Source organism: Allobosea sp. RCC_152_1 (assembly GCF_041360765.1).
GTDB lineage: Bacteria > Pseudomonadota > Alphaproteobacteria > Rhizobiales > Beijerinckiaceae > Allobosea > Allobosea spartocytisi.
This window is the reverse complement of the sequence record NZ_JBFUPU010000004.1, coordinates 347,519-374,453: the sequence shown is the minus strand read 5'-3', so window position 1 is coordinate 374,453 and position 26,935 is coordinate 347,519. Positions and strand designations below refer to the sequence as shown.

The window sequence follows — 26,935 nt, the reverse complement described above, 5'->3', positions numbered from 1 at the left end:
AGTCGTGACGTCACCGCCGGATGATCGTGCCGGCGCCGGTGTCGGTGAAGAGCTCGATCAGTGCCGCATGCGGCACCTTGCCGTCGAGGATGACCACGGCCTCGACGCCCTTCTCCAGCGCGTAGATGCAGGTCTCGATCTTCGGGATCATGCCGCCCGAGATCGTGCCGTCCGCGATCAGGTGGCGGCATTCCTCGACCGTCAGCTCCGGGATGAGCTGCTTGTCCTTGTTGAGGACGCCGGGCACGTCGGTGAGCAGCAGCAGGCGCTTGGCGTTGAGCGCCCCCGCAATGGCGCCGGCGAAGGTATCGGCGTTGACGTTGTAGGTCTGCCCGTCGGCGGCGGCGCAGACCGGCGCCAGAACCGGGATTAGCTCGGCCTTCAGCACCGCGTCGAGCACGGTCGTGTTGACCTTCTCGGGCTCGCCGACGAAGCCGAGGTCGAGCACCTCCTCGATCTTGGAATCGGGATCGACGATGGTGCGGGTCACCTTGCGGGCGGTGACCATGTTGCCGTCCTTGCCGCAGAGCCCGATGGCGCGCCCGCCTTCGCGGGTGATGTAGCCGACGATCTCCTTGTTGACCGAGCCGGCCAAGACCATCTCGACGACCTCGACCGTGGCCTCGTCGGTGACGCGCAGGCCCTGCCTGAACTCGGACTGGATGCCGAGCTTCTTCAGCATCGCCGCGATCTGCGGCCCGCCGCCATGGCAGACGACGGGCTTCAGGCCGGACTGCTCGAGCAGCACGATGTCCTCGGCGAAATCCTCGGCGGTGGCGGCGTCGCCCATGGCGTTGCCGCCATATTTGATGACGATGACCTCCTGATCGTAGCGCTGCATATGCGGCAGCGCCTGTACGAGCAGCTCGGCGGATTGCGACGGCGTCAGAAGGGGGTGGTCGGTCATTCGGGCAGGCTCCGCACGGCCGCGAGGAAGGTGCGGCGCGCTTCTACCCGAAGTTTCCCGGCGGCGGAAGGATGCTTGACGTCGTTCAGTCGCGCTTCGCCATCACGGTCGCGACGGCAAGCCCGAGCCAGCCGCCCAGCATGAACCAGCCGCCGATCGGCGCGGCGCGCGGGAACAGCGCCTCGTTGGCGAAGCCGCGGCGCGCCAGATCGGCCGCAAAGAGGGCGGCGCCCAGGATCAAGGCCGACAGCGCGATCCGGGCGAGCGCGTCATGGAGATAGCGGCCCTTGCGGGCAACCGTCGCTCCGAACACGATGGGAGCGTGGAACAGCAGGATCTGCCCGGCGGTCTGGACATTGGCCGTGCCGGTGATGTGCGCGGCGGCGGCGAGCAGCGCCACGCCGGCGACCCCCATCAGGGCGGCGAGGAAGAGGTGAATGCGCGTGGCGGTCATCGGGACTCGCTGTCGTCGGTTCGCTCTGCTGTCATGGCGCATCGGCCGGCAGCGATCCATCGGCTTTGGCTCCGATGCCGCGCGACATGGTGAAGCGCTGCGACCCGTCAGTCAGCTCTGCGCGCGCAAGGTCCTGATGAATTCCGCCAGCGGGTGGATGCTCGGCGTTTCCGGCAGCAGGGGTTCGAGCGCATCGGCAATGGCCGGATAGTCCTCCGGCGAGAGTGTCCGCAAGCTGGAGGAGACTTTGTTGTAGCTTGCCGAGCCGCGGCTCGCGATCGAGCGATTGATGACGAAGGTCTCCAACGCCCCGTCCAGCCGTTCGACGAAAAGGGCGAGCGAGCCGCCATCGGCGGCTGCGGCGCTGTCCGAAACGGATGTGAACATCGACCCTCCGACGGCTTCTTCTGCGGAGCTCGACCCGGCCTATGTCCGCTCGGACAGCGCGCGCGCGATGGTGGCGCGCAATTCGGGAATGCCGAGCCCCTTTTCGCTCGAGGTCAGCAGCACCTCGGGATAGGCGGCGGGGCGGCGCTTGATCTCGTCATAGGTCGCTTCCGCCATGAACTGCTGCTCGGCGGGCTTCAGCGCATCGCCCTTGGTCAGCACGACCTGATAGGACACGGCGGCCTTGTCGAGCGTCTCAAGCACGGCGCCGTCGACATCCTTGATGCCGTGGCGGGCGTCGATCAGCACATAGACGCGCATTAGGTTCGAGCGTCCGCGCAGATAGTCGTGGATCAGCCGGGTCCAGGCCGCGACCTTCTCCTTGCCGACGGCGGCATAGCCATAGCCGGGCATGTCGACGATGGTCAGCCGCTCGTCATGATCGACCTGGCGGAAGAAGTTGAGCTGCTGCGTCCGGCCCGGGGTATGCGAGGTGCGCGCCAGCGCGTTGCGCCGCGTCAGCGCGTTGATCAGGCTCGATTTGCCGACATTGGAGCGGCCGGCGAAGGCGATCTCCTGCCCCACCATCGGCGGCAGGTCGTCGATCTTGGTCGAGGCCCAGACGAAGTCCCACGGGCCCTCGAAGAGCTTGCGGGCGGATTCGATCTCGTCCGCGGCGAACGGCTTGGTCGTGCTGGATGTCATGGCCCCTGCCTACACGGCCGCGCGCAGCGCGTCGATGTCCGCGCCCTGGATCGCGTCGACGTTGCGGCCGATCTTCGCCGCATCCCAGTCCCACCAGCGGATCGTCAGCAGTTCCGCGACGATCTCGGGCGGAAAGCGCATCTTGACGATTGCTGCGGGATTGCCGGCGACGACCGCATAATCAGGCACGTCCTTCGTCACCTGCGCCCGCGTGCCGATGATCGCGCCGTCACCGATCGTCACACCCGGCATGAGCACCGCCTCGCGACCGATCCAGACATCGTTGCCGATCACCATGTCGCCGCGATTGTTGGGGCCGGGACGCTTCAGCGCCGCGGGATCGCCGAGGCCGAACATCTGGAAGGGAAAGGTCGAGAAGCCGCCGAGCGGATGGTTGGCGCCGTTCATGATGAACTGCGCGGCCTGGGCGATGGCCACGAATTTCCCGATGATCAGCCGGTCGCCGATGAAGTCGAAATGGTAGCGCACGCAGCGCGCGACGAAATGCTCCGGCCCGCGCGAGTCGTCATAATAGCTGTAGTCGCCGACCGCGATCAGCGGATGGTCGACGATCGCCTTCAGGAAGGCCGTGCCCTTCCAGCCGGGAATGGGATGGCGCGTGGTCGGATCGGGCAAAGGCATCGCGCGGGCTCGCCGAAAAAGGCGAAGGGCGGGAAACCCGCCCTTCGCTGTCTCACTTCTTGTTGCCGTTGGCAGGCTTTGGCGGTGCGGGCACGGCGGGTGTGGTCGCCGGCTTCTTGCCGAACATGCCCTTGAGGTTGTCGAATAACTCGATCTTCACCCCGTTCTTGCGCATGATGAAGCCCTGCTGGGTCACCGAGAGCAGGTTGTTCCAGCTCCAGTAGATCACCAGGCCGGCCGGGAACGAGCCGAGCAGGAAGGTGAAGAACACCGGCATCCAGGTGAACATCATCTTCTGCACCGGGTCCGGCGGCTCCGGGTTCATCTTCATCTGGATGAACATCGTGATGCCCATGATGATCGGCCACAGGCCGAGATGCAGCATGGCGGGCGGCGTGAACGGCAGGGCGCCGAACAGGTTGAACAGGTTGGTCGGGTCCGGCGCCGCGAGGTCGTGGATCCAGCCGAAGAACGGCGCGTGCCGCATCTCGATGGTGATGAACAGGATCTTGTAGAGCGCGAAGAACACCGGGATCTGCAGCAGCACCGGCCAGCAGCCGGCGACCGGGTTGATCTTCTGCGTCTTGTAGAGCTCCATCAGAGCCTGCTGCTGCTTCATCTTATCGTCCGCGTAGCGTTCGCGGATCGCCGTCATCTCCGGCTGCATCGCCTTCATCTTCGCCATCGAGGCGTAGGACTTGTTGGCGAGCGGGAAGAACAGCGTCTTGAGCAGCACCGTGACGATCAGGATCGCCACGCCGAAATTGCCGACATGCTTGTAGATCCAGTCGAGCACGACGAAGAGCGGCTTGGTGAAGAAATAGAACCAGCCCCAGTCGATCAGCAGGTCGAAGCGCTTGATCTGCTGGCTTTCCTCATAGCCGTTGATCGCCGCGACCTCCTTGGCGCCGGCGAAGAGCCGGGACTGCGAGGCGGTCGAGGCGCCGGGGGCGACAGTGACGCCTTCGCCGAGGAAATCGGCCTGATAGGTCCGTTCCGTGCCGGTCTGGACCGAGGAGAAGCGGCCTTCATATTTGCGCTGCTGGTCCGGGATGACGGTCGCGGCCCAGTACTTGTCGGTGATGCCGACCCAGCCGCCGACAGCATCCTTCCAGGTCCGGCCGACGGTGCCGGGCGCCAGCGCCGGCTCCTTGTCGAGCTTGTCGTAGGTCCATTCCTGCAGGCCGTTCTGCTCGCCGAGATAGCCGACGAGGCCCTCATGCAGCACGTAATAGCCGAGCGTGTGCGGCTTGCCCTGCCGGACGACCTGTCCGTAGGGGAAGAGGGTGGCTGCCGCCGAGCCCTTGTTCTCGACCTCGTCGCGGATCGTGAAAATGGCGTTGTCGTCGACGCTGAGGATGCGCTTGAAGGTCAGGCCCTGGCCGTTGTCCCAGGAGAGCGTCACCGGCTTGGCCGGGGTCAGCGTCTGGTTGTCGGCCGTCCAGACGGTCTTGGCATTCGGGACCGTGACATTGCTGCCGGGCGCCGCGACCCAGCCGAAATCCGAATAATAGGCTTCCGGCCCGCCGGCCGGCGAGAGCAGGACGATGATCGGGCTCTTGGGGTCGACCGTCTCGTGATAGGCCTTGAGCGAGACGTCGTCGATGCGCCCGCCCGCGAGCGAAATCGAACCGGCGATCTTCGGCGTGTCGATCTTGATGCGCGGGCTGGCGGCCAGGGCCTGTTGGCGCGTGCCGGCGACCTGCGTCCCGGCGGCGCCGGGCACGGTGCCAGGAGCGGCCGAGCCGGGGGGCGCTGCGGTCGCGGCGGGATTGGCGGCGCCGGCCGGAGCGGACTGGCTCTGCGCCTGCTGGTTCTGCCGGGCGATCTCCTGCTGCCTGTCCATCTGCGGCTTGGCATAGAAGAACTGCCAGCCAAGCAGAATGACCACGGACAGGACGATCGCGAGAAGCAGATTGCGGTTGTCTTCTTTCATCATGATCGGAAACGGGTCTCGCTCGGGTCCGGCTGGTTCAGGCGGAAGAAACGGAAGACGAAGGCGGCGTGCCGCGCGCAGTGCCTGCACGGCGCCGGTCGGCCTGCGGCTTTTGCGGCCTTGCCCTGTCGATGGCAATAGAAAGATCGGCGACCAGATGCCCGAAATCGGCGCCGAGCACCTCGGCGCGGGCGATAATCACGACGTCGCAGGGGCGGTCGGTCTGCGCGGCGAGCGCTTTTGCCGCAGCTGCGCGCAGGCGGCGGCGGATCCGGTTGCGCTTCACGGCATTGCCGGTCTTGCGCGAGGCGGTGAGGCCGAGGCGCAGGCCGCGGGCCGCTTTGCCGTCCCGTCCATCCTCAGCCGTGGCGTCGCGCACCTGCACGGTGAAGACGGACGAACGAAAACGGCGGCCGTGCTCGGCCGCCGCGAGAAATTCCTTGCGTTGCGTCAGACGGGCGAGGCGCATGGCGGTTGGCCAGTCTTCCGGAACGGGCGCGTGATCGTCACGCGCCGCTGTCGTCAGGCCGACAGGCGCTTGCGGCCATGCGCGCGGCGGGCGGCGATGACCTTGCGGCCACCCTTGGTCGCCATGCGGGCGCGATAGCCGTGGCGGCGCTTGCGAACCAGCTTGCTGGGTTGATAGGTTCTCTTCACGGTCCGTCTCCGGGGGCCTTGGTCAGCGCGACGACTGCGGCTTTCCGGGGAAAGCGTGGCCGATCGAGCCTGTCATGCAATAGGGTTCGGCGCCGCCCTGAGGCTGCGCAGGTCGCGGGCTTATGACGGATGGGCGACACCGAGTCAATGCCGAATGATCCGTGAAACGGCTGTCTGCGAGCTTCGCGGATCATTCAATGGGGTTTGCGCCTCGCGCCCTGCCGGACGCTGAACGCCAGGATCACGATCGAGCCCGCCGTCAGCACCCCGGCGATCCCGGACGCGGGGCCGCGCAGGCCGAACGCCAGCACGGCGCAGAACGCGACCAGCGCAAGAATGGCGAGTGCGAGCCGCCCGTCATCGACGAACAGCGCGGCAATTTCGCGCAGGATCATGGCGATAGTTTTCATGCCGTCATCTCCACGGAGCGCTCGCGAAAGGCCGCGACGAGGGTGAGCGCGCTGGCAAGCAGCAGCGCCGCCAGCGCAGGGATCGCCAGATCGGCGCCGGGCCAGCTCACGCCGAGCCCCTCGCCCGTCCAATAGATGCCGAAGGCCGAGATCATCACGCCGACCGCGAATTTCAGGGTGTTCTCGGGAACGCGGGCGAGCGGCTTGCGCAGGATGAGGCCGAGCGCCAGCACGAGCGCGCAGGCCGCCAGGGCTCCGAGGCTGGCGGGCCAGAGCAGGCCCCGGCCGGCGCTGACGGCCAAGACGATGAAGACGACCTCGATGCCTTCGAGTATCACCGCCTTGAAGGCGGTGAGCCCGGCCAGCCAGTCGCGGCGGCTCGCCGTTCCGCTGTCGCCGGCTTGCAAGGCCCCGGTTTCCTTGGCGAAAGCCGCGTCCTCGTCATGGAGCGCGATGAAGCCGGCGGCCCGCAGGATGGCCTTTCTGAGCCAGCGCAGGCCGAACATCATCAGCAGCACGCCGATGACGAGCTGCAGGGCCTGCAGCGGGATCAGCGTCAGGGCCGGGCCGAGCAGCAATACCAGCAGGGCGAGCGCCCCGAGCGCGCAGCCCGTGCCGATCAGCGCCGGCCGCCAGCCGCGCACGGTGCCGACGGCCAGCACGATGGTGAAGGCCTCGACGACCTCGACCAGCGAGGCGAGGAAGGCGGCGGAGAGAGCCGGGGCAGCCATGGTCCAGGTCACGGGAAACCTCGCGTGAACGATCGAGCTTGCAGGCGACAGCGGCGGTTTTTGCTGTCACGATCGCGTCGGCCTCGAAGGGCCTTGGCGTGATCATATTTGTAACGACGGTAACATTCAAGGAGTTCCATGGCATCGTTGGAGTGGTTGCTGCTGACGTACAAGGTCCCGGCCGAGCCGGCGCGCAAGCGCGTCTCCATCTGGCGCAAGCTCAAGGGGATGGGCGCGGTCTATCTGCAGGGCGGCGTCTGCCTGTTGCCGAAGACGGACGACCATCTGCGGCGGCTCAAGATGCTCGAGAACGAGATCGCCGAGGCCGAGGGCGAGGCGCTGCTGCTGGCGACGGTCGGCCTCGACCAGAAGCAGCAGGAGAAGGTCGTCGCGCGCTTCAACGCCGACCGTGACGACGAGTACAAGGAGTTCATCGAGAAATGCCTCGCCTTCGAGGCCGAGATCGACGACGAGACGCGCAACGCGCATTTCACCTTCGCCGAGCTCGAGGAGAACGAACAGGAGCTGATGAAATTCCGCAACTGGATCGAGAAGATCCGCAAGCTGGATTTCTACGGTGCCCCCCGTGCCGGGGAGGCGGCCGAGCGCCTTCAACGCTCGGAAGCGATTCTCGACGCCTATGCGCATAACGTCTTCGCGGCGCAGGAGGAGAATCGCCCGCCCGAGGCGGCGAAGCGGTCCTGAGGTCGCGGATCTCTCGCCGGCAGGCTTGCGCTTCGCACGGACATCCCCGATATAGCGCCCGGGAGGTTGGCGAGGGACGTCTCACTCGCCAACCGGGTCAGGTCCGGAAGGAAGCAGCCCTAACGAGACCGAACGGGTCTTCGTCCAGCCTCCCACCTCATGCGAGTCGCGTGTAACCGGGCCTTCTGGCCCGCGGCGGCATTGACCCTCGCCTCCCGATTGGCGAAACCAGTTTTCATGACCGACGAGATCGACGCCGCCACCGCAGACGAGCCGGGCTTCGCCGGCTTCGACCCCGCGCCTGTGCCGGCCGTCGCGGCGCCGACGCCCTATCGCGTACTGGCCCGCAAGTACCGCCCGGCCCATTTCGGCGATTTGATCGGCCAGGATGCGATGGTGCGCACCCTGACCAATGCCTTCGCGGCGGGGCGCATTCCGCAGGCCTGGATGCTGACCGGGGTGCGCGGCGTCGGCAAGACCACGACCGCCCGCATCCTCGCCCGCGCCCTCAACTTCCAGACGGCCGATGGCGGCGGCGCGCCGACCACCGATCTGCGCGAGTTAGGCATCCATTGCCGCGACATCATCGAGGGCCGGCACATCGACGTGATGGAGCTCGATGCCGCCTCGAACAACGGCGTCGAGAATGTCCGCCAGCTCATCGAGGGCATCCAGTACGCGCCGGTCTCCGGTCGTTACAAGGTCTACATCATCGACGAAGTCCATATGATGTCGACGGCCGCCTTCAACGCGCTGCTCAAGACGCTGGAGGAGCCGCCGGCCCACGCGAAATTCATCTTCGCGACCACCGAGATCCGCAAGGTGCCGATCACGGTGCTGTCGCGCTGCCAGCGCTTCGATCTGCGCCGTGTCGAATCCGACGTGCTGGTGAACCATCTCTCCGGCATCTGCCGCACCGAGAGTGTCGAGGCCGAGGATGAGGCGCTTGCCGCCGTCGCCCGCGCCGCCGAGGGCTCGGTGCGCGATTCGCTCTCGATCCTCGACCAGGCCATCGCCCATGCGGCCGGACGAATCACGCTCGACGACATCCGCTCCATGCTCGGCCTCGCCGATCGGGCGCGCGTCATCGATCTGTTCGAGTCGGTGATGAAGGGCGACATCGCCGCTGCGCTCGGCGAATTGCGCGCGCAATACGATGCCGGCGCCGATCCGGTCGTGGTGTTGAACGACCTCGCCGAATTCACCCATCTCGTCACCCGCCTCAAGCTCGTGCCGGACGCCGTCAAGGACGCGACGCTCGCCCAGGCCGAGCGCGTGCGCGGCGGCGACTTCGCCCAGCGCCTCTCGCTGCGCGTGCTCGCCCGCACCTGGCAGATGCTGCTCAAGGGCATTGCCGAGGTGAAGCAGGCCGACCGGCCGGTAATGGCAGCGGAAATGGTCCTGGTGCGCCTCGCCCATGCCGCCGACCTGCCGACGCCGGACGAAGCCTTGAAGATGCTGCGCGACGGCGCGGGCGCCATCCCCAGCGGCAATGGCCAAGGAAACGGCCATGGTGGCGGCGCGCCGCGTCCGCCCTCCGGCGGCGGCAACACCGCGCTGGCCGCACGCCCGATCCTCGCCAGCGCCAATCCGGCGCCTGTCGCCGCACCGCGCGCCGTGGCGGCCCCGCAGGCGATCGTCGCCTCGATCGAGGATGTGGTGGCGCTGGCCTCCCAGCATCGCGAGATCACCCTGAAGATCGCGCTCGAGCGCGATATCCGCCCGGTGCGCTTCGAGCCCGGCCGCATCGAGTTCTCGCTGGTCGAGGGCGCCTCGCGCACGCTGGCGCAGGATCTCTCGCGCAAGCTCAAGGAATGGACCGGCCAGACCTGGATGGTCGCGGTCGTCAACGCCGAGGGCGGCGCGACGATGCGCGAGCAGGCCATCGCCGCCAAGGATCAGCGCGAGAGCGATGCCGCCGCGCATCCCTCCGTCAAGGCGGTGCTGGAGCGCTTTCCCGGCGCGCGCATCGTCGATGTCCGCGATCCGCGCGCCGTCGAGGCGGCCGAGAATGCCGCAGCGCCGGCCGGCGACGAATACCTGCCCGATGCCGAACCGCTCTTCGACGATGCCGAGCCGGATTTCGACGGCATCGACTTCTGATCACGATCGTTTGCAGTTTCCCGAGGAGGATTTCCGATGCGCGACATGATGGGTCTGATGAAGCAGGCTCAGCAGATGCAGCAGAAGATGGCCGACATGCAGGCCGAGCTCGAGACCATCGAGGTCGAGGGCGCGGCCGGTGGCGGCATGGTCACGGTGACGATGACGGCCAAGGGCGCGCTCAGGAGCGTGAAGATTGACCCCAGCCTGATGGTGCCGGACGAGCGCGAGATCCTGGAGGACCTCATCGTCGCGGCAGCCGGCGATGCCCGCGGCCGCGCCGAGCGCGTCATGCAGGAGCGCATGGCCGAGGTCACCAAGGGCCTGCCGATCCCGCCGGGCATGAAGCTGTTCTGATTTCATATCCGCACGGGTCATCCCGGCCGAAGCGAACGCAGAGCCGGGATCCATGTCTGAACCGTTCCGGCATGGATCCCGGGTCTCCCTGCGGTCGCCCGGGATGACGCCTCCCATCTTCTGAGAAGCAGCATGTCCCGCGCCATTGCCGGTCCCGAGATCGAAAGGCTGATCCAGCTTCTGGCCAAGCTGCCGGGGCTCGGGCCGCGTTCGGCCCGGCGCGCGGCGCTGCATCTGGTCAAGAAGCGCGAGCAATTGCTCGGCCCGCTCTCCGAGGCGATGGCGGTGGCGCGCGAACGCATCGTCGTCTGCTCGACCTGCGGCAATGTCGATACCAGGGACCCTTGCGGGCTCTGCAGCGATCCGCGCCGCGACGACAGCCTGATCGTCGTCGTCGCCGATATCTCGGATCTCTGGGCGCTGGAGCGTTCGGGCGCGGTCTCCGGCCGCTACCATGTGCTGGGCGGCGTGCTTTCGGCGCTGGACGGGGTGCGGCCGGAGCATCTCTCGCTCGACGCGCTGGTGGCGCGGGCCTCCGATCCGGCGGTGAAGGAGGTCATCCTCGCGCTCAACGCCACGGTCGACGGCCAGACCACGGCGCATTTCATCACCGATCTCATGGCGCATCTGCCGGTCAAGGTGACGAAGCTCGCCCATGGCGTGCCGGTCGGCGGCGAGCTCGACTATCTCGACGACGGCACATTGGCCGCCGCCATCCGCCAGCGCACGGGGTTTTGAGGAAGCGCTTGCGCCTTCCGGTCATTCTCGGGCGGAGCGTAGCACAGGCCTGAGAATCTCAGGCCGAAAGAGGCGCACGAGCCTCCATGTCGCGAGCTGCTCGGGTCGAGCCTGAGCATGGCGGCGCAGGCAAGCCTCAGAACTTGTAGGCGATGCTGGCGCGGGCGCTGTGCGTGGTCAGCTCCTGCTCGCCGCTCAGGCCGGGCAGGGCGCCCGAGGTCGCGAAGCGGTTCTTGCCGAAATCGGTGTAGCGGTATTCGGCGCCGAGGATCAAGTTGTCGGTGAAGGCGAAGTTCACGCCGGCGCCCACATTCCAGCCGGTCCGCGTGGTGCTCAGCCGCTCCCCGAAGCCAGCCGGGTCGAAGACTCGGCGTTCGAATTCGCTGAAGGAGGCGCCGCCGGTGGCGTAGATCATCAGCCGGTCGAAGGCATAGCCGATGCGGGCCCGCGCCGAGCCCTGCCAGTTCTGGTCGATGCGCGCGGCGATGCCGACGCCGTCGAAGCGGCTGCGGCTGTTGAGCGCCTCGATGTCGCCCTCGATGCCGAGCACGACGCTGCCGAACTGGTAGTTGAAGCCGGCATGGGCGCCGCCGAAGGCGGAATCATCGTCGGCCCGGAAGCTCGTCGGCGCGAAGGGGCCGACGGGCCCGCCGATGCGGACGCGGTTGCTGCCCCAGGAATAGCCGCCCTGCAGGCCGGCATAGAGGCCGGTCCAGGAATAGAAGGCCGGCAGCTCCGGCGCCGGCGGCAGCGCGACGCCACGCAGATCGGCCGCGCTGGCCGCTCCCGAGAGCAGGATCGCGAGGCTCGTCAGGCCGGCTTTGAGCAGCTTCGTCATCGGGCTTCCGTTGAATCGCAAGCGCCGGCCCATCGAGGGCGGCGCCGGCCGATAACGAAGCATTAAGGTTAACAATCGGCTAAGGCGGCCTTCTCGCCCGCCCTTCAGGGAACAATTGCGGGCCGGACCTGTTGCCCGCAAGCTGGGCCCGGAGCATTTTCGGCGAAGCGGACGCCGGTTCGCGTGAAGACGATGCGGCAGGACAGAAGACTCTTCGTAACGGAGACCGGACCCCGAGATGGCTTTCCTGAAGCGGATCACCGGCGCGGCGGGCATCGGCGTCGCGCTCGGCTATCTCTCGGGGGTCGTCTCCAGCCGTCGCGTCCGCCGCAGGCGGGAGGCGGCGCGCGGCCGGCTGGCGCGGACGCCGCTGCAGATGACCTGGCTCGGCTGGAAGGATGTGCTGCTGCGCTTCGTCGGCAATGTCGGCGACAACCGGCTGACCTCGCTGGCCGGCGCCGTCGCCTTCTTCACCCTGCTCTCGCTGGTGCCGGCGCTCTCGCTGCTGGTCACGATCTATCGCTATTTCACCGACCCGGCGACGATCGCCGGCCAGCTCGACGCGATCACGGCCATGTTTCCGCAAGCCGCGCGCGAGCTCATTCACGAGCAGGCGATGCGGCTTTCGGGCCAGTCCGGCTTTTCGCTCTCGCTGACCTTCGTGATCAGCTTTCTGGTCGCGACCTGGTCGGCAAATGCGGCGGTGAAGGCAATCTTCGACGCGCTCAACATCATCTATCGCGAGCAGGAGAAGCGCAGCTTCCTCAAGCTCAACGCCGTCTCGCTTTTCACCACGGTGAGCGGCATCGTCCTGCTCGCCTCGGTGCTGGTCATCATCGCGAGCTTGCCGGTGGTCACCGCGCTCTTCCCGTTCCATTCCGAGCTGGAGCGGCTGATCCGGCTGGTGCGCTGGCCTATCTTCCTCGTCGTTGCGATTCTCTCGATCGCTTGCCTGTACTGGATCGGTCCGAGCCGCGAGCGCATGCGCTTCGTCTGGGTGATGCCGGGCGCCGTCGCTGCCGCGCTGCTCTGGGCCGCGGCCTCCTATGCCTTCTCCTGGTATGTCAGCACGCTCGGCAACTACACGGCGGCCTATGGTTCGCTCGCGACCGTCGTTGTCTTCATGACCTGGCTCTGGCTCTCGGCGACGATCGTGCTGGCCGGCGCCGAGCTCAACGCCGAGCTGGAACACCAGACCGCGCATGACACCACCGCAGGTCGGGCGAAGCCGCTCGGCGAGCGCGGCGCGACGATGGCCGACCGGGTCGGCCCGCCACGGGCCGGCTGAGGATGCTCGATCCGGAAACGACCCGCCATGAGGATCTGCGCAGTGGCACCGGCCCCTGGCGCCCGGCCTTGCAGCGCCCGCAGGGGCGCCCGCTCGAGCGTGACATGCGCTGCGACGTCGCCATCGTCGGTGCCGGTATCACCGGCGCTTTCCTCGCCGAGCATCTCACCGCGATCGGGCTCGATGTCGCGGTGATCGACCGGGAACGCGGAGGCTTCGGCAGCACGGCGGCGTCGACGGCGATGCTGCAATGGGAAATCGATCTGTCCCTGCGCGAGCTCGCCGCGCTCTATGGCTTCGAGCGGGCGGCCGAGATCTATCAGCTGAGCTTCAGGGCCGTCGCGGGACTGGGGGCCCTCGTCGAGAAGCTGGCCCTGCCCTGCAGCTTCGCCCGGCGCGATTCGATCTATCTGGCGGCAGGCGATGTCGGGCCGCGCGAGCTGCGCGATGAAGCCACTCTGCGCGAGAGGGCCGGGTTGCCGGGCAGCTTCGTCGAGCATGCCGCGCTGCTGAACGCGTTCGGTTTCGACCGCGCCGCCGCGATCGTATCGCCCGGTTCGGCCGAGGCCGACCCGCTTTGCCTCTGCCATGGTCTGCTCGCGGCGGCGGCGCGGGCCGGTGCGCGCATGATCCGCGACGAGGCCGTTGCTTACGACGATGCCGGCCGGTCGGTGGCGATCTCGCTCTCCGGCGGCGTCACCGTGGAGGCCGGCCATGTCGTGCTCGCGACGGGTTACGTCATGCCCGATTGCGTGAACGACGATCTGCACAGCACCGCCTCGAGCTGGGCGATCGCAACGGTTCCGCAGTCGCCGCAGGCGCTCTGGCCGGGGCCGGCTCTCGTCTGGGAGGCTTCGGAAGATTATTCCTACTGCCGCACGACCCTGGAGGGACGCATCGTCTTCGGCGGAGAGGATGAGGACTTCGCCGATCCGGACCGCCGCGAAAAGCTCGGCCCGGCCAAGACCGAGGCCCTTCGCGCCCGCCTTCATGCCTTGCTGCCGCAGGCGCGGCTCGATGTGGACTTTGCCTGGTCCGGCGCCTTCGGGCAGACGGCGGACGGCTTGCCGCTGATCGGGCGCGTGCCCGGCCGGCCCCGCCTGTTCGCCGCCTATGGCTATGGCGGCAACGGCATCACCTTCAGCTTCCTCGCTTCGAGGCTGCTCGGCGGATTGCTGCGCGGCGGGGAGGAACGCTGGTTTCGCCATTTTGCCATCGACCGCCCACGCCCGGCCTGAGATCCGCATTCTCACCGGTCTCGTCATTGCGATGGTGCAATCCCGCATTTGCCGACCGGAATGGCGACAAATGCGCCGCGAAGGACCATCTTCCCTGGAAGCGTGGCCTGGCCGCGCAAGGAAGGACAACGACATGCTCGCAGTTCAGGACAAGGCGGGAGCGGCCACGCGGCTCGAAGCTCACGACGCACCCTATCACATTGGCGCGGTGACCTTGCGGGCCCGCGATCTGCCGAAGCTCACGGCCTATTATCGCGATGCCATCGGGCTGAAGCTCCTGCGGGACGCTCCCGGCCTCGCCGAACTCGGCGTCGGTGAAACTGTTCTGGTCCGCCTCGTCGAAGGCGCCGCGCAGCCGACCTCGGCGGCCGGGCTCTTTCACCTCGCCATCCTGCTGCCGTCGCGGCGCGATCTCGCCAACTGGCTGCGCCATGCCGCCACGACCGGCATCCGGCTCGAAGGCGCCTCCGACCATCTCGTCAGCGAAGCGCTCTATCTCTCCGATCCGGAAGGCAACGGCATCGAGATCTATCGCGACCGCCAGCGCCAGGAATGGCCGCGCAAGCCGGATGGCGGCATCGCCATGGCGACCGAGCGGCTCGATCTCGACCGCTTGCTGGCCGAGGCGGCAACCGGCGCCTATGCCGGCATGCCGGAGGGGACGGGCATGGGGCACATCCATCTGCGCGTCGGCGACACGGCCGCCGCCGAGGCGTTCTATCACGGCCTGCTCGGCTTCGATGTGATGGTGCATTATCCCGGCGCGAGCTTCCTTGCCAGCGGCGGCTACCACCATCACATCGCCGGCAATATCTGGGGTAGCCGTGGCGCCGGCCTTCGCGGCGCCGGCGAGGCCGGGCTCGACCGTTTCGAGATCGTGGCGCGCGACACGGCCGATTTCGCGGCCATGCGGGAGCGCATCATCGCGGCCGGTGGCGAAGAGGCTGACGGGGTGCCGTCCATCGCCGACCCCTGGGGCAATCGGCTCGTGCTGACGCGCTGAGCCGGCTCAGCGCGTCAGGAGATGCGAGCGGCGCGTGCCGCCGTTATCGGGCGTGAAGCCGTTCGCTTCCCAGAAGGCCGCGGCGCGTGGGTCGGCCGCCCGCAGCGAAAGCCGCGGCGCCAGCTCCAGCCCCTGCTGGATCAGGGCCGTGGCGAGCACCCGGCCGACGCCGGCCGCGCGATGCAACGGCCGGACATAGACATGCCGCACCCGCAGCAGATCGGGCGCCGGGTCGTAAGGGTCTGGCGTCACCGCGCCGATACCGGCGAGCTCTCCCTCGCGGTAAGCCGCGAAGGCGGCGAAGCGGTCGTCATCGCCGCTATATTGCCCGGACAGCCACTCCGCGCGCAGCCCCTCGATGAAAGCGAAACTCTCGGCGCTCGCCTCGCTGCGCAGCGCTTCGAACTCGTCCGGCAGGCTTTCCGCCAGCCGGACGATATGGACGCTGCCTTCGCTCACAGACCCTCGAACAGGGCGCTGGAGATGTAGCGCTCGGCGAAGGAGGGGATGATCACGACGATGGTCTTTCCGGCATTCTCCGGCCGCGCTCCGACTTCAAGCGCCGCCGCGACCGCTGCCCCCGAGGAGATGCCGGCCGGGATGCCCTCGCTCTTGGCGAGCGCGCGGGCCGTTTCGAAGGCCGTCTGGTTGCCGACGGTGACGACCTCGTCGATCACGGCGCGGTCGAGCACGCCGGGCACGAAGCCGGCGCCGATGCCCTGGATCTTGTGCGGACCGGGCTGGCCGCCGGAGAGGACGGGCGAATCCTCGGGCTCGACCGCGACCATCTTCACGCCCGGCTTGCGCGCCTTGAGCACCTGGCCGACGCCGGTGATGGTGCCGCCGGTGCCGACGCCGGAAATGACGATGTCGACCTGGCCATTCGTGTCGTTCCAGATCTCCTCGGCCGTCGTCTTGCGGTGGATCTCGGGGTTGTGCGGGTTCTCGAACTGCTGCGGGATGATCGAGCCCGGAATCTCGCTCTTCAGCTCCTCGGCCTTGGCGACGGCGCCGCGCATGCCGCCGGGGCCGGGCGTCAGGACGAGCTCGGCGCCGAGCAAGGCGAGCATCTTGCGCCGCTCCAGCGACATCGTCTCGGGCATGACGAGGATGAGCCGATAACCGCGCGCGGCGGCGACGAAGGCGAGCGCGATGCCGGTATTGCCGGAGGTCGGCTCGATCAGCGTGCCGCCGGGCTTGAGCGCGCCGGAGGCTTCCAGCGCATCGATCATGTTGACGCCGATGCGGTCCTTCACGCTCGAGATCGGGTTGAAGAATTCGAGCTTGGCCAGGATCGTCGCCTTGACGCCACGCTCGGCCGGAAGCCGGTTCAGCTTGACGAGCGGCGTGTCGCCGATGGTGTCGGTGATCGAGTTGTAGATCCGGCCGCGACCGGGGGCCTTGGCGGGGGGCGTCGAGGATTTCTGCGCTGCTTCAGCCATGGGAGACTCCTTGGGTCGGGCCGTTTTGGGATCGGGCCGTTTGGCCGGTGAAGCTAACGTAATTCACACGTTCTGTCGAAGAAAGAGATAAATCACATCTTTATATTGTGAAATCGGGGTGGGACCTGCCATCCGCAGCCGCCGCCCGGTCCAAAGCGCGCCGGCAGAACTCTTCCACAGTGACCTCCTCCAGTGACGACAGGAAGGCGGCGGAGGCGGCCTCGACCTGGGGCGCGATCACATCGTCGATCAAGGCCGAGTGCGGCATGGGGCCGAGCGCATCCTCGCCATCGTCCTCCATCGCGGCGCGCACGATGTCTCCGGCCGTGATCCTGCGGCGCTCGCGTGCCAGCTCGTAGCCGCCGCGCGGGCCGCGCACGCCTTTGAGGATTCCGGCGCGCACCAGCGCCTGCAGCAGCGTCTCGAGATGGCGCGGCGGCAAGGCGTGCCGCGCGGCGAGCAGCTTCGCCGCCACCGGCGAGGGTCGCGCATGCAGTGCGATGTCGACCACCGCGGCGATGGCGAGAAGGCTGCGGCGGGAGAGGAGCATCATGACCGGCCTCCCGGAGCCTCGCCGCCGGCGATGCCCGTCGAGCCGAAGCCGCCGCCCCCTCTTTTCGTGGAAACCGAGAAGGCTTCCACCACTTTGAAGGTCGGCCGCAGGATGGGCAGGAAGACGAGCTGCGCGATTCTGTCGCCGGGGGTTATTCGAAGTGGCGCGCTTCCCGGCGGCGTTCTCAGCCAGGCGCTGATGAAGATCTGGTTCTGGTAATCCGCGTCGATCGTCCCGACGCTTTGGCCGAGGATGAGGCCCTTCTTGTGGCCCAGCCCAGACCTCGCGAGCAGGAAGGCGGCGACGTTGGGATCGTTCATCTGGATCGCGATGCCCGATGGAATCAGGACCGCGTCGGCTTGCGGCTGAAGATCGAGCGGTTCGTCGATGCAGGCGAAAAGGTCGATGCCGGCCGACATGTCCGTCTGATATGTCGGGAGGCCCCAATCGAAGATCCGGTCGTCGAGGACCATCATTTCGAAGCGGGGGCTGTCGTGCAGTGTGCTCAAGATGACCCCTCGCGTCGCGGACGCCCCGTTCTAGGCCGCATGCAGGGCGCTGTTCAACTCCCATTCCGGCCGCTGCCTGAGCTCCCGACGTGCCTGCGCCCGACCCATCTGCAGGCCGGGGAATGGGGCCGCTGCGGAGGCGCCTTGACGGGGCTGCCCGGAATCGGGCTCGTGCCCGAACGAGGAGAGGGGACCGGCCGCGCGCGGCCCGGCCCCGGCGTTCCTCGGGGAGGATATCGATCGATGAAGCGCATCGAAGCGTTGGAAGCGACCATCGGCTCGCCGCGGGACTGGCTGGCGCAGGTTCTGATCCCCGGCTGGATCGAGCGGGCCCTGCAGCCCGGCCGGCCGGGCTTCGTCGAGCATTTCGATCCGGCTGAGGCCAGGCACGATGCCGGTGCGGTCAGGACGACGCTGGTCACGGCCCGGCTGACCTATGTGTTCAGCCACGCGCATCTGCTCGATCCTTCCGGTCCGGCGCTCGCCGCTGCGCGGCACGGCTTTGCGTTTCTGCGTGACCGCTGTCGCGACGAGCAGGGCCGGTTCCGCCATGTCGTCGGCGAGGACGGCACGCTGGTCGACGCCCGCACCGATCTCTACGACCTGGCTTTCGTCCTCTTCGCCATGGCCTGGTTCCATCGGGCGACGCGGGACGGGCGGGCGCTCGCCATCGCAGACGAGGTCATCGGCTTCATCGAGCGCGAGATGTCGCATCCGGAGGGCGGCTTCGCCGAGGACACGCTCGGCACGCTGCCCCGCCGACAGAACCCGCATATGCATCTGCTCGAAGCCTTCCACGCGCTTGCCGAGGCCACGGGCGAGAAGCGCTGGCTCGACCGCGCCGGCGATATCGTCCGACTGGCGCGCGAGCGCATGGTCGACACCGAAACCGGCTCGCTGGGCGAATATTTCACGCAGGACTGGCAACCGGTCCCCGGCGCCGCCGGCGCCTTGCGCGAGCCGGGGCATCATTTCGAATGGACCTGGCTGCTGCTGCATCACTGGCGGCTCACCGGGGATGCGGCGGCGCGCGACCTTGCGGACAGGCTCTACGCCTTCGCCATCCGTCACGGCCTGGATGATGGCGTTGCGGGGCCCGTCGCGGCCTTCGACGGTGTCGACCGGACTGGAAAGCTCGTCGCGCCGACGAAGCTGCTCTGGCCGCAGACCGAGGCGATCAAGGCGTTTCTGGCCCGGATCGAATTGCTCGGTGATGACGACGCGGCCCGGCGCCTCGAACCCCATCTCGACGGTCTGTTCCGCACTTTCGTCGCGCCCGATACGGGGCTCTGGTTCAATCAGGTCACAAGAAGCGGGGCGCCCGCACAGACCGTGATCCCGGTGCGCGTGCTGTATCATCTCGTGCTGGCCCTGGCGGAATGGGACCGTGTCGGCCGGGGAGCTGCGCCGGGTTGATCGGCGCTATGCCCTCGCATCGACGGGCTGGCGGATGAAATGGCCGGGGCCGATCTCGATCAGCGCGGTCGGCGGCGCCTGCCAATCCAGCTTGCGGATCGGGCTCGGCAACTCGTCGACGGCGAGCTCGCGCCTGAACGCCCGGCGGCTGGGATCGGGCACAGGCACCGCCGCCAGCAGCTTGCGCGTATAAGGGTGGCGCGGGTCGGAGAACACGGCCTCGCGCGGGCCGATCTCGACGATCTCTCCGAGATACATCACCGCGACACGATGGCTGACGCGTTCGACCACGGCCATGTCGTGCGAGATGAAGAGATAGGCGAGGCCGAGTTCTGCCTGCAGGTCGAGCATCAGGTTCAGCACCTGTGCCTTCACCGAGACGTCGAGCGCCGAGACCGCCTCGTCCGCCACCACGAGCTTGGGCGAGAGCGCCAGCGCCCGGGCGATCGCGATGCGCTGGCGCTGGCCGCCGGAGAACTCGTGCGGAAAACGGACATGCATCTCGGGCGCGAGGCCCACCTTGCGCAACAGCTCCGCGACGCGCTCCTGCGCTTCCGCTCCCTTCGCGAGGCCGTGGACGAGGATCGGCTCGGCCAGCGCACTGCCGACGCTCTTGCGCGGGTTGAGGCTGGCGAACGGATCCTGGAAGATCATCTGCATCTCGCGGCGGACATCGCGCAGTTCGCTTTTGCCGAGCCCGGTAACGTCGCGCCCGCCGAAGCGGACGGTGCCGAAGGAGGGCTCGACCAGCCGCAGGATCGATCGCCCCGTCGTCGACTTGCCGCAGCCGGATTCGCCGACCAGCGCCAGTGTCTCGCCGCGCCGCAGGCTGAAACTGACGTCTTCGACCGCATGGACTTGGCCCCGCAAGCGGCCGAGCAGGCCGCCACGGATGCCGAAGCGGGTCGTCAGCCCCGCGACTTCGAGCAAAGGCGGCTCGGTCGCCGCGACCGTGTCGGGCTGCTCGACCGGCTTGCCCTCGACCTTGCCGTTATCGGGGTCGATGCGCGGAAAGCGCAACGGGCGGGCATGGCCCTCCATGTCGCCGAGCTTGGGCACTGCCGCGAGCAGCGCCTTGGTGTAGCCGTGGACAGGCGTGTTGAAGACCTGTGAGGCCGGTGCGTCTTCCAGCTTCTTGCCCTTCCACATCACCACGACGCGGTCGGCGATCTCGGCGACGACGCCCATGTCATGGGTGATGAAGAGCACGGACATGCGCTCCTCGTCCTGCAGCGTCTTGATCAGCTCGAGGATCTGCGCCTGGATCGTCACGTCGAGCGCGGTGGTCGGCTCGTCGGCGATCAGGAGCTTTGGCTTGCAGGCGAGCGCGGTCGCGATCATCACGCGCTGCCGCATGCCGCCGGAGAGCTGGTGCGGATGATTGTCGAAACGCGTCTTCGCCGAGGGGATGCGCACCTTGTCGAGCATGCGCAGCGCCTCGGCCTTTGCCGCGCCGCTATCCAGCCCGCGATGATAGCGCAGCGCCTCGGCGATCTGGAAGCCGACGGTGAGCACCGGGTTCAGGCTCGTCATCGGCTCCTGGAAGATCATCGCGACGTCGTTGCCGCGGACCTTGCGCATCTCTTCCTCGCTGAGCGCGAGCAGGTCGCGGCCCTCCAGCGCGACGCGGCCCTGGATGCGTCCGTTGGCGGCCGAGACCAGCCGCATGATCGAGAGCGCGGTCACGCTCTTGCCTGAGCCGGATTCGCCGACGATGGCGACGGTCTCGCCGGGTGCCACGTCGAAGCTCAGGTCCTCGACGGCCCAGCGCCATTGCCCGCCGACGCGGAAGGCGGTCTGGAGGTTCTCGACGGAGAGGACGGGGCCGCTCATCGCTCGCCCTTCAGCTTAGGGTCGATCGCATCACGCAAGCCGTCGCCGAGAACGTTGAGCGCGAAGACGACGACCAGGATCGCGAGCGACGGCGCCAGCACCAGCCAGTAGCTGTCGAGGATGTTCTCGAAGCCCTCGCGGATCATGCCGCCCCAGGTCGCGATCGGCGGCTTCACGCCGAGGCCGATGAAGGCGAGCGAGGCTTCCGTGCGGATGGCGTTGGCGAGCCAGAGCGAGGCCATCACCAGGATTTCCGGGAAAATGTTGGGCAGGATGTGGCCGGCCATGATCCGCGCGTCGGAGAAGGCCAGCGCCCGGCCGGCGCCGATATAGTCGCGCTCCTTGACCGTGATCGTCGGGGCGCGGGCGATGCGGGCGAAGGAGGGGATCGAGGTCAGCGCGATCGCGATGGTGATGTTCTCCATCGAGGGGCCGAGCATCGCGACCAGAATCAGGCCGAGGATTAGCGAGGGGAAGGCCAGCAGGATGTCCATCGCCTGCATCACGACGACGTCGAAGCGCCCGCCATAATAGCCGGCAAGCAAACCGATCAGCGATCCCACGACCATCGCGATGACGGTCGAGGCGATGCCGATCACCAGCGAAATCCGGGCGCCGTAGAGCAGCCGCGAGAGGATGTCGCGGCCGAAATAATCGGTGCCGAGATAGAAATCGTCATGCGGCGGCTGGAGCCGCGACAGGATGTTCTGCTCGAGCGGATCATGCGGGGCGATGACGGGCGCCAGCACGGCCGCGAGGATCACGGCGACGACGATGGCAAGCCCGACCCAGGACGTCTTGTTGGCATTGAAGGCGCCGATCGTCGCCTTCAGCCAGCGCAGACGCGGCGGGGCGACGGGGGCTGCATCATGGACGGAGGTGCTCATGACAGCTTCACCCGGGGGTCGACGAGGGCGTAGGTGATGTCGGTCGCGATGTTCACGAGCACGACGATCAGCGTGTAGATCACCATCATGCCCTGCAGCATGGTGTAGTCGCGCTGGTTCAGCGCACCGACGATCAGCTTGCCGAGGCCCGGCCGGTTGAAGACGATCTCGGTCAGCACCGAATTGCCGATCAGGATACCGAGATAGAGGCCGACGATCGTGATGATCGGGATCAGCGCGTTGCGCAGCGCATGCCGCCAGACCACGACGCGCCAGGGCACGCCCTTGGCGCGGGCGCTGCGGACATAATCCTCCTGCATCACCTCCAGCATGGCCGAGCGGGCGACGCGGGTGATGTAGGCCGCCATGATCAATCCGAGATTGAGCGCCGGCAGCGCCATCGACTGGAACCAGGCTGAGGCCGTGCCGCTGCCGGCCGAGATCACCGGGAACCAGCGCAGCATGATCGCGAAGACGATCAAGAGGATGATCGCCGAGACGAAGGGCGGGAAGGAGAGGCCGAGCAGCGAGGCGATGCGGGTCACATAGTCCGGCATGCGGTTGCGGTTGACGGCGGCCCAGACACCGAGCGGCACGCCGATGACGATGCCGATCGCCATCGAGACGATGGTGAGCTCGATCGTCCAGGGCAGGACGGCGAGCACCTCCTGGATCACCGGCCGGCCGGTGACGAGCGAGACGCCCCAGTCGCCGCGCACGGCGCCGGCGAGGAAGCTGAAATACTGCTCGCTCATCGAGGCATCGAGGCCGAGCCGCGTGCGCATCGCGGCGATGGCCGCGGCATCGGCCTGGTCGCCGAGGATCACCTGGGCCGGGTCGCCGGGGACGATGCGCACGACGACGAACACGAGCGACAGCACCGCCCAGAGCGTGACGATGGCGAAGCCGAGGCGTTTGACGAGGAAGGCGCTCATGATGCCGCCGGTCGTTGAGAAGCTGTTGATCTGGCAAGAAGCCTGGATCGCTGGGTACGGACACCCGGCCGTCATCCCGGGCTTGTCCCGGGATCCATCGAAGGGCGCGGTGCTCTACGATGGATCCCGGATCGGCGCCGCTTCGCGGCTTGTCCGGGATGACGCCGGGGTTCCTTGTAAGATCGGAAAATCCGACCTCACTTCGTGAAGTGCGTCGTCTCCAGCACCGGCGGGCCGAGATTGAGCGAGGCCTTGAGCTCGTAGCCGAGGTCGAGGCTGTCCTTGTAAGCCCAGAGCTGCATCATCTCGTTGACCGGTATGGCGCAGACCTCGGCGATGATCTTCTCCTGCGCAGTCTTCCACAGCGCGAGCTGCTTGGCCTTGTCGGTCTCCGAACGCGCCGCGTCGATCTCGGCATCGGCCACCTTGCAATGCGAGAAGTTCGTCACCGCCGTCGGCGTCTTCACGATCGCCCGCGAGTGGAAAAACTGAGAGAGATAGACATCCGCCACCGGGAAGCGCGCTGCCTGGAAATGCACGACCTGCGAGAGATCCTGCCGGATCTGCTGGTGGAAGGTCGCGTGCTCCACCGGCTGGATCTCCAGGGTGATGTTCGCCTTCTTCAGCAGCGCCTGCACCGCTTCGGTGAAGCTCAGCATCGAGGGCAGGGTGGTGTTGATCGCCTTGATGGTGACGCCGTTGGGGAAGCCGGCCTCCGCCAACAGCGCCTTCGATTTGGCGAGGTCGAAGGGCAGGAGCGGGGCTTTCTCGTCCGTGCCGAGATAGCCTGACGGCACGACCGAGACGGCCGGGCGCGAGATGTTCTTGCCGCGGAACTGCCAGATCGCGTTGCGGTCGATGGCATAGGCGATGGCCTGCCGGACCTTGATGTTGTCGAGCGGCGGCTGGCTCATGTTGAGATGCAGCACCGACATCTCGGCCGGGCCCATCGCCACGACCTTGACGCCGGGCAGTGCCGTCATCCGGTCGACCCAGGCCTGCTCCTGCCGCCCCAGCATCATATCGAGCTCGCCGGACTGGAAGGCGAGATCGCGCGAGGAATCCGAGGGGATGAACCGGTAGAGGATTTCGGTCAGCTTAGGCTTGCCGCGGAAATAGTTCGGATTGGCGACGAGCTTGGCGTATTGCTGCGGCACATATTCCTGGAACATAAACGGGCCGGTGCCGACCGGTTTCTTGGCGAAGCCGTCCTTGCCCAGTTCCTCGGCGGCCTTCTTACAGACCATGTTGCCGCCATGGTAGTTCATGACGATGCCGAGCAGGCTCGGGATCGGCTCCTTCAGCGCAATCTTGACTGTGTACTTGTCCGGCGCCTCGATCGACTGCACCGCGCTGTAGTCCGACGAGAAGGCGGAGCTGTCCTTGGATGAGGCCCGCTTCAGCGAATAGACCGCATCCTCCGCGGTGAACTCGCCATAGCCGTGATGGCACTGCACGCCCTGGCGCAGCTTGAAGGTCCATTCCTTACCGTCGGCGGAAGACGTCCAACTCTCGGCGAGATCGGGCTCCATGAACTCGGGCGAGAGCTCGCCGGGTTTGATGCGAACGAGCCCGTTGAACATCCATTGCAGCATCGCCTTGCCGGGCGTGCCGGAATTCAGGTGCGGGTCGAGCACGCCGGCATCCGAGCTCTGCATGCCGACGGTGAGCACGGTCTTCTGCGCGAGGGCCGGACTGGCCATCAGCGCGCCGGCCAACACGGCGGCGAGGATCGAAACGGGTCTCTTCATGATTTTCCCCTGCTTTTGTCGTTGATTTTCGGTGATTTCGATCTGGAATTGGCCTTTCCGCGCCTGTGCCCGTCCCGTCGAGCGCCTGGCCTTAAAGCGTGTCCTCCAGCCTGCAATTGACGAGCAATTCCGCAACGGCGGCATTGTTGGGCAGGGCCAGCACGGTGGCAACCAGTTCGGCGAGATCGGCCGGCTGGGTCATCGCCTCCGGCGGCAGCGCCGTGCTCGACGCGGTCATGTCGGTGCGCACGAAGGAGGGGCAGAGCGCGGTTGCCCGCACGCCCTTGTCCCAGGCGATGCGCCGCGCCGCATGGTTGAGCGCGATCATCGCATGCTTGGTCATGTTGTAGGCGACATGGTCGTTGCGCACCCGCTTGCCCGAGAGCGAGGCGACATTGACGATGCGGCCGGTGCCGCTGGCCTCGAGATGCGGCAGCGCGCAATGGATCAGGTTGAGCGGCCCCTTGCAGTTCGCCGCCCAGATCGCGTCGAGCGCGGCTTCGTCGGGCGCGCGCAGGGTCATGGCGCTGTGCATGCCGGCATTGTTGACGAGCCCGTCGATCCTGCCGAAGCGGGCCGCCGCGGCATCGACCCAGGCGCGATGGCTCGCCCAGTCGCCGGCATCGTAACGGGCGACATGGACCCGCGCCGGGTCCCAATCGGCGCTCATCGTCTTCAAAGAGTTCAGATCGCGCCCGCCGAGGCTCAGACTGTAGCCTTGTGCGTGCAGCAACTCGGCGACGGCGCGACCGATGCCGCGATTGGCCCCGGAAATCAGGATGACGCGTCCCTCGGGAGCAAGCATGGCGGGCGATGTCCTATCCGTGCAGGGAGAGTTCGGCGGTGCTGTTCCGGCCGTTCGCGAAACGGTTCAGCCGGAAGGGAGAGAGATCGAAGCGCGGTTGGCGCGACAAGGCGAGGTCGGCCAGGATCTCGCCGGTGACGGGGCCGATGCCGAAGCCATGCCCGGAAAACCCTGCGGCGACGACGAGCCCGTCGATGCCCGTTTCGCCGTCGATCGCCGGCAGGGCGTCGGGCGTGAGGTCGATCAGCCCGCCCCAGAGCCGGGCGATGCCGGCCTCCGCCAGCGTGGGCAGGATTTGCGTCGTGCGCGCGATCAGCGCTGCGATATCGCGGCTGCGCGGAGCGAGCGAGGCCTCGGTCCAGCTCGTGGGATCATGCGGCCAGTCGCCGATGCCGGTGGTGACGCGCAGCCGCCCGTCGATCTCCTGCCGCCCGGCACAATCGGCGTTGGCGACGCCGAAGACCGGCGCGAGCAGAGGCGGCAGCGGCACGCTCTGCATGACGCAGACCAGCCTGATGGTCAGCGGCAGGGAGAGGCCGAGCGGCGCCAGCAGTTCGGGCGCATGGATGCCCGTGGCCAGGATGACGCGACCGGCGGCGATGGTCTCGCGATCTTGCGTTTCGACGCCGGTGACGCGGTCGCCTTCGCGGATCAGCGCCCGGATCGGCACGCCTTCACGGATGATCGCGCCATGCCGGCGGGCGGCCTCGGCATAGGCACGCACGGCCGGAACCGGATCGGCATGGCCATCGCCGGGGCAGAAGGAGGCTGCGAGGATGTTCGGTCCGATCGCGGGAGCCTTGTCCCGCACGGAGGCGTTGTCGGGCAGGTATTCGATGGTCAGGCCGAGCTTGCCCTGTTGCGCGACCAGCTCGCGGATGACCGTGACTTCCGCTTCCGTCCTGGCCAGCCGCAGATTGCCGTGGCGGCGATAGCCGGTCGGCACGCCGAGCTCCGCGTCGAGCCCGCCCCAGCGCTCGACCGCCGCCTTCGCCAGCGGCAATTCGGCGGGATCGCGGCCGGATTGGCGGACGCCGCCGAGCGTCCAGCCCGACGCCATCGCCGCGAGATTGCGCGCCTCAAACAGCGTCACGGAATGGCCGGCCTTCGCGATCTCATAGGCGGCTGAGACGCCGCTGATCCCGCCTCCGACGATGACGACATCCGGCATGGCCGCGCTGCCTTCAGGAGAGGTCGACGTCGATGCGCTGCTCCGCCTCGTCCGGATTGCGGCGCCTGTAGGCGGTGACCTCGAACTCGACCTTGAGCTCGGGCTGGCCGAGCGGTGTGCAGGTCGTGGTGTTGGCGGGGTCGATGCCCCTGAATTTGCGGCCGACGACCGCGTTAACCGCCTCCATATCGGCGATATCAGGCACGAAGACCTTGACCGCGACGACATCCTTCAATGAGGCGCGGACGGCGGCGAGCGCGCCCTCGATATTGCGGAAGGCCTGTTCGGCCTGGCCCCTGGCGTCGGGCGCGATGGCGCGGGTCTTGTAGTCCCGCCCCGCCGTGTTCGAGACGAAGATCATGTCGCCCGCCACCACCACCCGCGAATAGCTGTTCAGCGTCTCGTATTTGCTGCCGGATTTGACTTTGACGATCTCGCTCATGGCAGTCTCCGGAGGCGCGGCCTGCGTTGCCGGGCGTCCCGACCGGCAGCATCCCCTTGCGGGAATTGGTGTATACCATTCGAGTTGTTTTG

31 protein-coding genes and 1 other RNA gene are annotated in these 26,935 nt (G+C 67.4%); 10 read left to right on the top strand and 22 right to left on the bottom strand.

Going from position 1 to position 26,935, the window contains the following annotated elements; translation table 11 throughout:
• Positions 1 to 10: 10 nt before the first annotated feature.
• The 10 genes from argB to AB6806_RS16455 all read right to left on the bottom strand — a co-directional run bounded on the left by argB (position 11) and on the right by AB6806_RS16455 (position 6,829).
• Positions 11 to 907 carry an acetylglutamate kinase gene (gene argB, locus AB6806_RS16500; RefSeq protein WP_038364795.1) on the bottom strand — a complete coding sequence of 299 codons (897 nt, stop codon included), beginning with the start codon at positions 905 to 907 and terminating at the stop codon, positions 11 to 13.
• 85 nt (positions 908 to 992) lie between these two features.
• On the bottom strand, positions 993 to 1,361 hold the full coding sequence (locus AB6806_RS16495; RefSeq protein WP_370954964.1) for a DUF423 domain-containing protein: 369 nt from the start codon (positions 1,359 to 1,361) through the stop codon (positions 993 to 995).
• 111 nt (positions 1,362 to 1,472) lie between these two features.
• On the bottom strand, positions 1,473 to 1,748 hold the full coding sequence (locus tag AB6806_RS16490; protein ID WP_370954963.1) for a hypothetical protein: 276 nt from the start codon (positions 1,746 to 1,748) through the stop codon (positions 1,473 to 1,475).
• Between the two features lie 39 nt (positions 1,749 to 1,787).
• Entirely contained in the window at positions 1,788 to 2,453 is a 666-nt protein-coding gene (gene yihA / locus AB6806_RS16485; RefSeq protein WP_370954962.1) for a ribosome biogenesis GTP-binding protein YihA/YsxC, read from the bottom strand.
• 9 nt (positions 2,454 to 2,462) lie between these two features.
• Entirely contained in the window at positions 2,463 to 3,095 is a 633-nt protein-coding gene (locus tag AB6806_RS16480) for a CatB-related O-acetyltransferase (protein ID WP_370954961.1), read from the bottom strand.
• A gap of 52 nt (positions 3,096 to 3,147) precedes the next feature.
• Positions 3,148 to 5,031: a membrane protein insertase YidC gene (yidC, locus tag AB6806_RS16475; protein WP_142022483.1), complete on the bottom strand. Its 1,884-nt coding sequence runs from the start codon at positions 5,029 to 5,031 to the stop codon at positions 3,148 to 3,150.
• 37 nt (positions 5,032 to 5,068) lie between these two features.
• The gene (rnpA, locus tag AB6806_RS16470; protein ID WP_142022374.1) at positions 5,069 to 5,500 is read right to left on the bottom strand and encodes a ribonuclease P protein component; all 432 of its coding nucleotides are present in this window, start codon (positions 5,498 to 5,500) and stop codon (positions 5,069 to 5,071) included.
• A 53-nt stretch (positions 5,501 to 5,553) separates the two neighbouring features.
• The gene (gene rpmH, locus AB6806_RS16465; RefSeq protein ID WP_038364779.1) at positions 5,554 to 5,688 is read right to left on the bottom strand and encodes a 50S ribosomal protein L34; all 135 of its coding nucleotides are present in this window, start codon (positions 5,686 to 5,688) and stop codon (positions 5,554 to 5,556) included.
• Between the two features lie 194 nt (positions 5,689 to 5,882).
• On the bottom strand, positions 5,883 to 6,083 hold the full coding sequence (locus AB6806_RS16460; protein WP_142022373.1) for a hypothetical protein: 201 nt from the start codon (positions 6,081 to 6,083) through the stop codon (positions 5,883 to 5,885).
• A gap of 11 nt (positions 6,084 to 6,094) precedes the next feature.
• Positions 6,095 to 6,829 (bottom strand): COG4280 domain-containing protein, encoded by a 735-nt coding sequence (locus AB6806_RS16455; protein WP_370955010.1) that lies wholly within the window; start codon positions 6,827 to 6,829, stop codon positions 6,095 to 6,097.
• A gap of 138 nt (positions 6,830 to 6,967) precedes the next feature.
• On the opposite strand from AB6806_RS16455, the gene AB6806_RS16450 reads away from it, so the two are divergent.
• The 5 genes from AB6806_RS16450 (at position 6,968) to recR (ending at position 10,732) form a co-directional block, all read left to right on the top strand.
• Positions 6,968 to 7,534: a Chromate resistance protein ChrB gene (locus AB6806_RS16450; RefSeq protein WP_038364773.1), complete on the top strand. Its 567-nt coding sequence runs from the start codon at positions 6,968 to 6,970 to the stop codon at positions 7,532 to 7,534.
• A gap of 60 nt (positions 7,535 to 7,594) precedes the next feature.
• Positions 7,595 to 7,691: signal recognition particle sRNA small type (gene ffs, locus AB6806_RS16445), an RNA gene on the top strand.
• A gap of 80 nt (positions 7,692 to 7,771) precedes the next feature.
• The gene (locus AB6806_RS16440) at positions 7,772 to 9,637 is read left to right on the top strand and encodes a DNA polymerase III subunit gamma/tau (protein ID WP_370954960.1); all 1,866 of its coding nucleotides are present in this window, start codon (positions 7,772 to 7,774) and stop codon (positions 9,635 to 9,637) included.
• 36 nt (positions 9,638 to 9,673) lie between these two features.
• Positions 9,674 to 9,994 (top strand): YbaB/EbfC family nucleoid-associated protein, encoded by a 321-nt coding sequence (locus AB6806_RS16435; RefSeq protein WP_038364769.1) that lies wholly within the window; start codon positions 9,674 to 9,676, stop codon positions 9,992 to 9,994.
• 132 nt (positions 9,995 to 10,126) lie between these two features.
• Entirely contained in the window at positions 10,127 to 10,732 is a 606-nt protein-coding gene (recR, locus tag AB6806_RS16430) for a recombination mediator RecR (protein ID WP_038364767.1), read from the top strand.
• A gap of 136 nt (positions 10,733 to 10,868) precedes the next feature.
• On the opposite strand, the gene AB6806_RS16425 is transcribed toward recR, so the two are convergent.
• The gene (locus AB6806_RS16425; protein ID WP_185747974.1) at positions 10,869 to 11,570 is read right to left on the bottom strand and encodes an outer membrane protein; all 702 of its coding nucleotides are present in this window, start codon (positions 11,568 to 11,570) and stop codon (positions 10,869 to 10,871) included.
• A gap of 238 nt (positions 11,571 to 11,808) precedes the next feature.
• Between AB6806_RS16425 and AB6806_RS16420 the strand changes: the two genes are divergently transcribed.
• The 3 genes from AB6806_RS16420 (at position 11,809) to AB6806_RS16410 (ending at position 15,099) form a co-directional block, all read left to right on the top strand.
• The gene (locus AB6806_RS16420; RefSeq protein WP_038364765.1) at positions 11,809 to 12,858 is read left to right on the top strand and encodes a YihY/virulence factor BrkB family protein; all 1,050 of its coding nucleotides are present in this window, start codon (positions 11,809 to 11,811) and stop codon (positions 12,856 to 12,858) included.
• A 2-nt stretch (positions 12,859 to 12,860) separates the two neighbouring features.
• Positions 12,861 to 14,096, top strand: coding sequence for an NAD(P)/FAD-dependent oxidoreductase (locus tag AB6806_RS16415; RefSeq protein ID WP_142022370.1), 1,236 nt, complete (start codon positions 12,861 to 12,863; stop codon positions 14,094 to 14,096).
• Positions 14,097 to 14,229: 133 nt separating this feature from the next.
• Positions 14,230 to 15,099, top strand: coding sequence for a VOC family protein (locus AB6806_RS16410; RefSeq protein WP_142022369.1), 870 nt, complete (start codon positions 14,230 to 14,232; stop codon positions 15,097 to 15,099).
• A 6-nt stretch (positions 15,100 to 15,105) separates the two neighbouring features.
• On the opposite strand, the gene AB6806_RS16405 is transcribed toward AB6806_RS16410, so the two are convergent.
• The 4 genes from AB6806_RS16405 to dut form a co-directional block, all read right to left on the bottom strand.
• A complete protein-coding gene (locus tag AB6806_RS16405) occupies positions 15,106 to 15,558 on the bottom strand; it encodes a GNAT family N-acetyltransferase (protein WP_038364760.1) in 453 nt (150 codons plus the stop codon).
• On the bottom strand, positions 15,555 to 16,541 hold the full coding sequence (cysK, locus tag AB6806_RS16400) for a cysteine synthase A (protein ID WP_038364757.1): 987 nt from the start codon (positions 16,539 to 16,541) through the stop codon (positions 15,555 to 15,557). The genes AB6806_RS16405 and cysK overlap by 4 nt, the downstream gene beginning before the upstream one ends.
• 100 nt (positions 16,542 to 16,641) lie before the next feature.
• Positions 16,642 to 17,094 carry an RrF2 family transcriptional regulator gene (locus AB6806_RS16395; protein WP_038364754.1) on the bottom strand — a complete coding sequence of 151 codons (453 nt, stop codon included), beginning with the start codon at positions 17,092 to 17,094 and terminating at the stop codon, positions 16,642 to 16,644.
• Positions 17,091 to 17,513 carry a dUTP diphosphatase gene (dut, locus tag AB6806_RS16390; protein ID WP_370954959.1) on the bottom strand — a complete coding sequence of 141 codons (423 nt, stop codon included), beginning with the start codon at positions 17,511 to 17,513 and terminating at the stop codon, positions 17,091 to 17,093. Before dut ends, AB6806_RS16395 begins: the two co-directional genes overlap by 4 nt.
• Before the next feature lie 333 nt (positions 17,514 to 17,846).
• On the opposite strand from dut, the gene AB6806_RS16385 reads away from it, so the two are divergent.
• A complete protein-coding gene (locus tag AB6806_RS16385) occupies positions 17,847 to 19,019 on the top strand; it encodes an AGE family epimerase/isomerase (protein ID WP_370954958.1) in 1,173 nt (390 codons plus the stop codon).
• A 6-nt stretch (positions 19,020 to 19,025) separates the two neighbouring features.
• Here AB6806_RS16385 and AB6806_RS16380 read toward each other — a convergent pair whose 3' ends face one another.
• Genes AB6806_RS16380 through AB6806_RS16370 form a run of 3 tightly spaced genes read right to left on the bottom strand, consistent with a single transcriptional unit; the run spans position 19,026 to position 22,674 of the window.
• Positions 19,026 to 20,852 (bottom strand): ABC transporter ATP-binding protein, encoded by a 1,827-nt coding sequence (locus tag AB6806_RS16380; protein ID WP_370954957.1) that lies wholly within the window; start codon positions 20,850 to 20,852, stop codon positions 19,026 to 19,028.
• Positions 20,849 to 21,739, bottom strand: coding sequence for an ABC transporter permease (locus AB6806_RS16375; protein WP_112762517.1), 891 nt, complete (start codon positions 21,737 to 21,739; stop codon positions 20,849 to 20,851). Before AB6806_RS16375 ends, AB6806_RS16380 begins: the two co-directional genes overlap by 4 nt.
• Entirely contained in the window at positions 21,736 to 22,674 is a 939-nt protein-coding gene (locus tag AB6806_RS16370; protein WP_370954956.1) for an ABC transporter permease, read from the bottom strand. Before AB6806_RS16370 ends, AB6806_RS16375 begins: the two co-directional genes overlap by 4 nt.
• Here AB6806_RS16370 and AB6806_RS16365 point away from each other — a divergent pair.
• Entirely contained in the window at positions 22,673 to 22,882 is a 210-nt protein-coding gene (locus AB6806_RS16365; RefSeq protein WP_370954955.1) for a hypothetical protein, read from the top strand. The two genes, AB6806_RS16370 and AB6806_RS16365, sit on opposite strands and share 2 nt — an antisense overlap.
• Here AB6806_RS16365 and AB6806_RS16360 read toward each other — a convergent pair.
• The 4 genes from AB6806_RS16360 to AB6806_RS16345 form a co-directional block, all read right to left on the bottom strand.
• Entirely contained in the window at positions 22,872 to 24,425 is a 1,554-nt protein-coding gene (locus AB6806_RS16360; protein ID WP_370954954.1) for an ABC transporter substrate-binding protein, read from the bottom strand. The two genes, AB6806_RS16365 and AB6806_RS16360, sit on opposite strands and share 11 nt — an antisense overlap.
• A 91-nt stretch (positions 24,426 to 24,516) precedes the next feature.
• Complete coding sequence (locus AB6806_RS16355) at positions 24,517 to 25,230, bottom strand: SDR family NAD(P)-dependent oxidoreductase (protein WP_370954953.1); 714 nt, start codon at positions 25,228 to 25,230, stop codon at positions 24,517 to 24,519.
• A 13-nt stretch (positions 25,231 to 25,243) separates the two neighbouring features.
• Positions 25,244 to 26,401 carry an NAD(P)/FAD-dependent oxidoreductase gene (locus tag AB6806_RS16350; protein WP_370954952.1) on the bottom strand — a complete coding sequence of 386 codons (1,158 nt, stop codon included), beginning with the start codon at positions 26,399 to 26,401 and terminating at the stop codon, positions 25,244 to 25,246.
• A gap of 13 nt (positions 26,402 to 26,414) precedes the next feature.
• The gene (locus AB6806_RS16345; RefSeq protein ID WP_370954951.1) at positions 26,415 to 26,843 is read right to left on the bottom strand and encodes a RidA family protein; all 429 of its coding nucleotides are present in this window, start codon (positions 26,841 to 26,843) and stop codon (positions 26,415 to 26,417) included.
• Positions 26,844 to 26,935 lie beyond the last annotated feature (92 nt).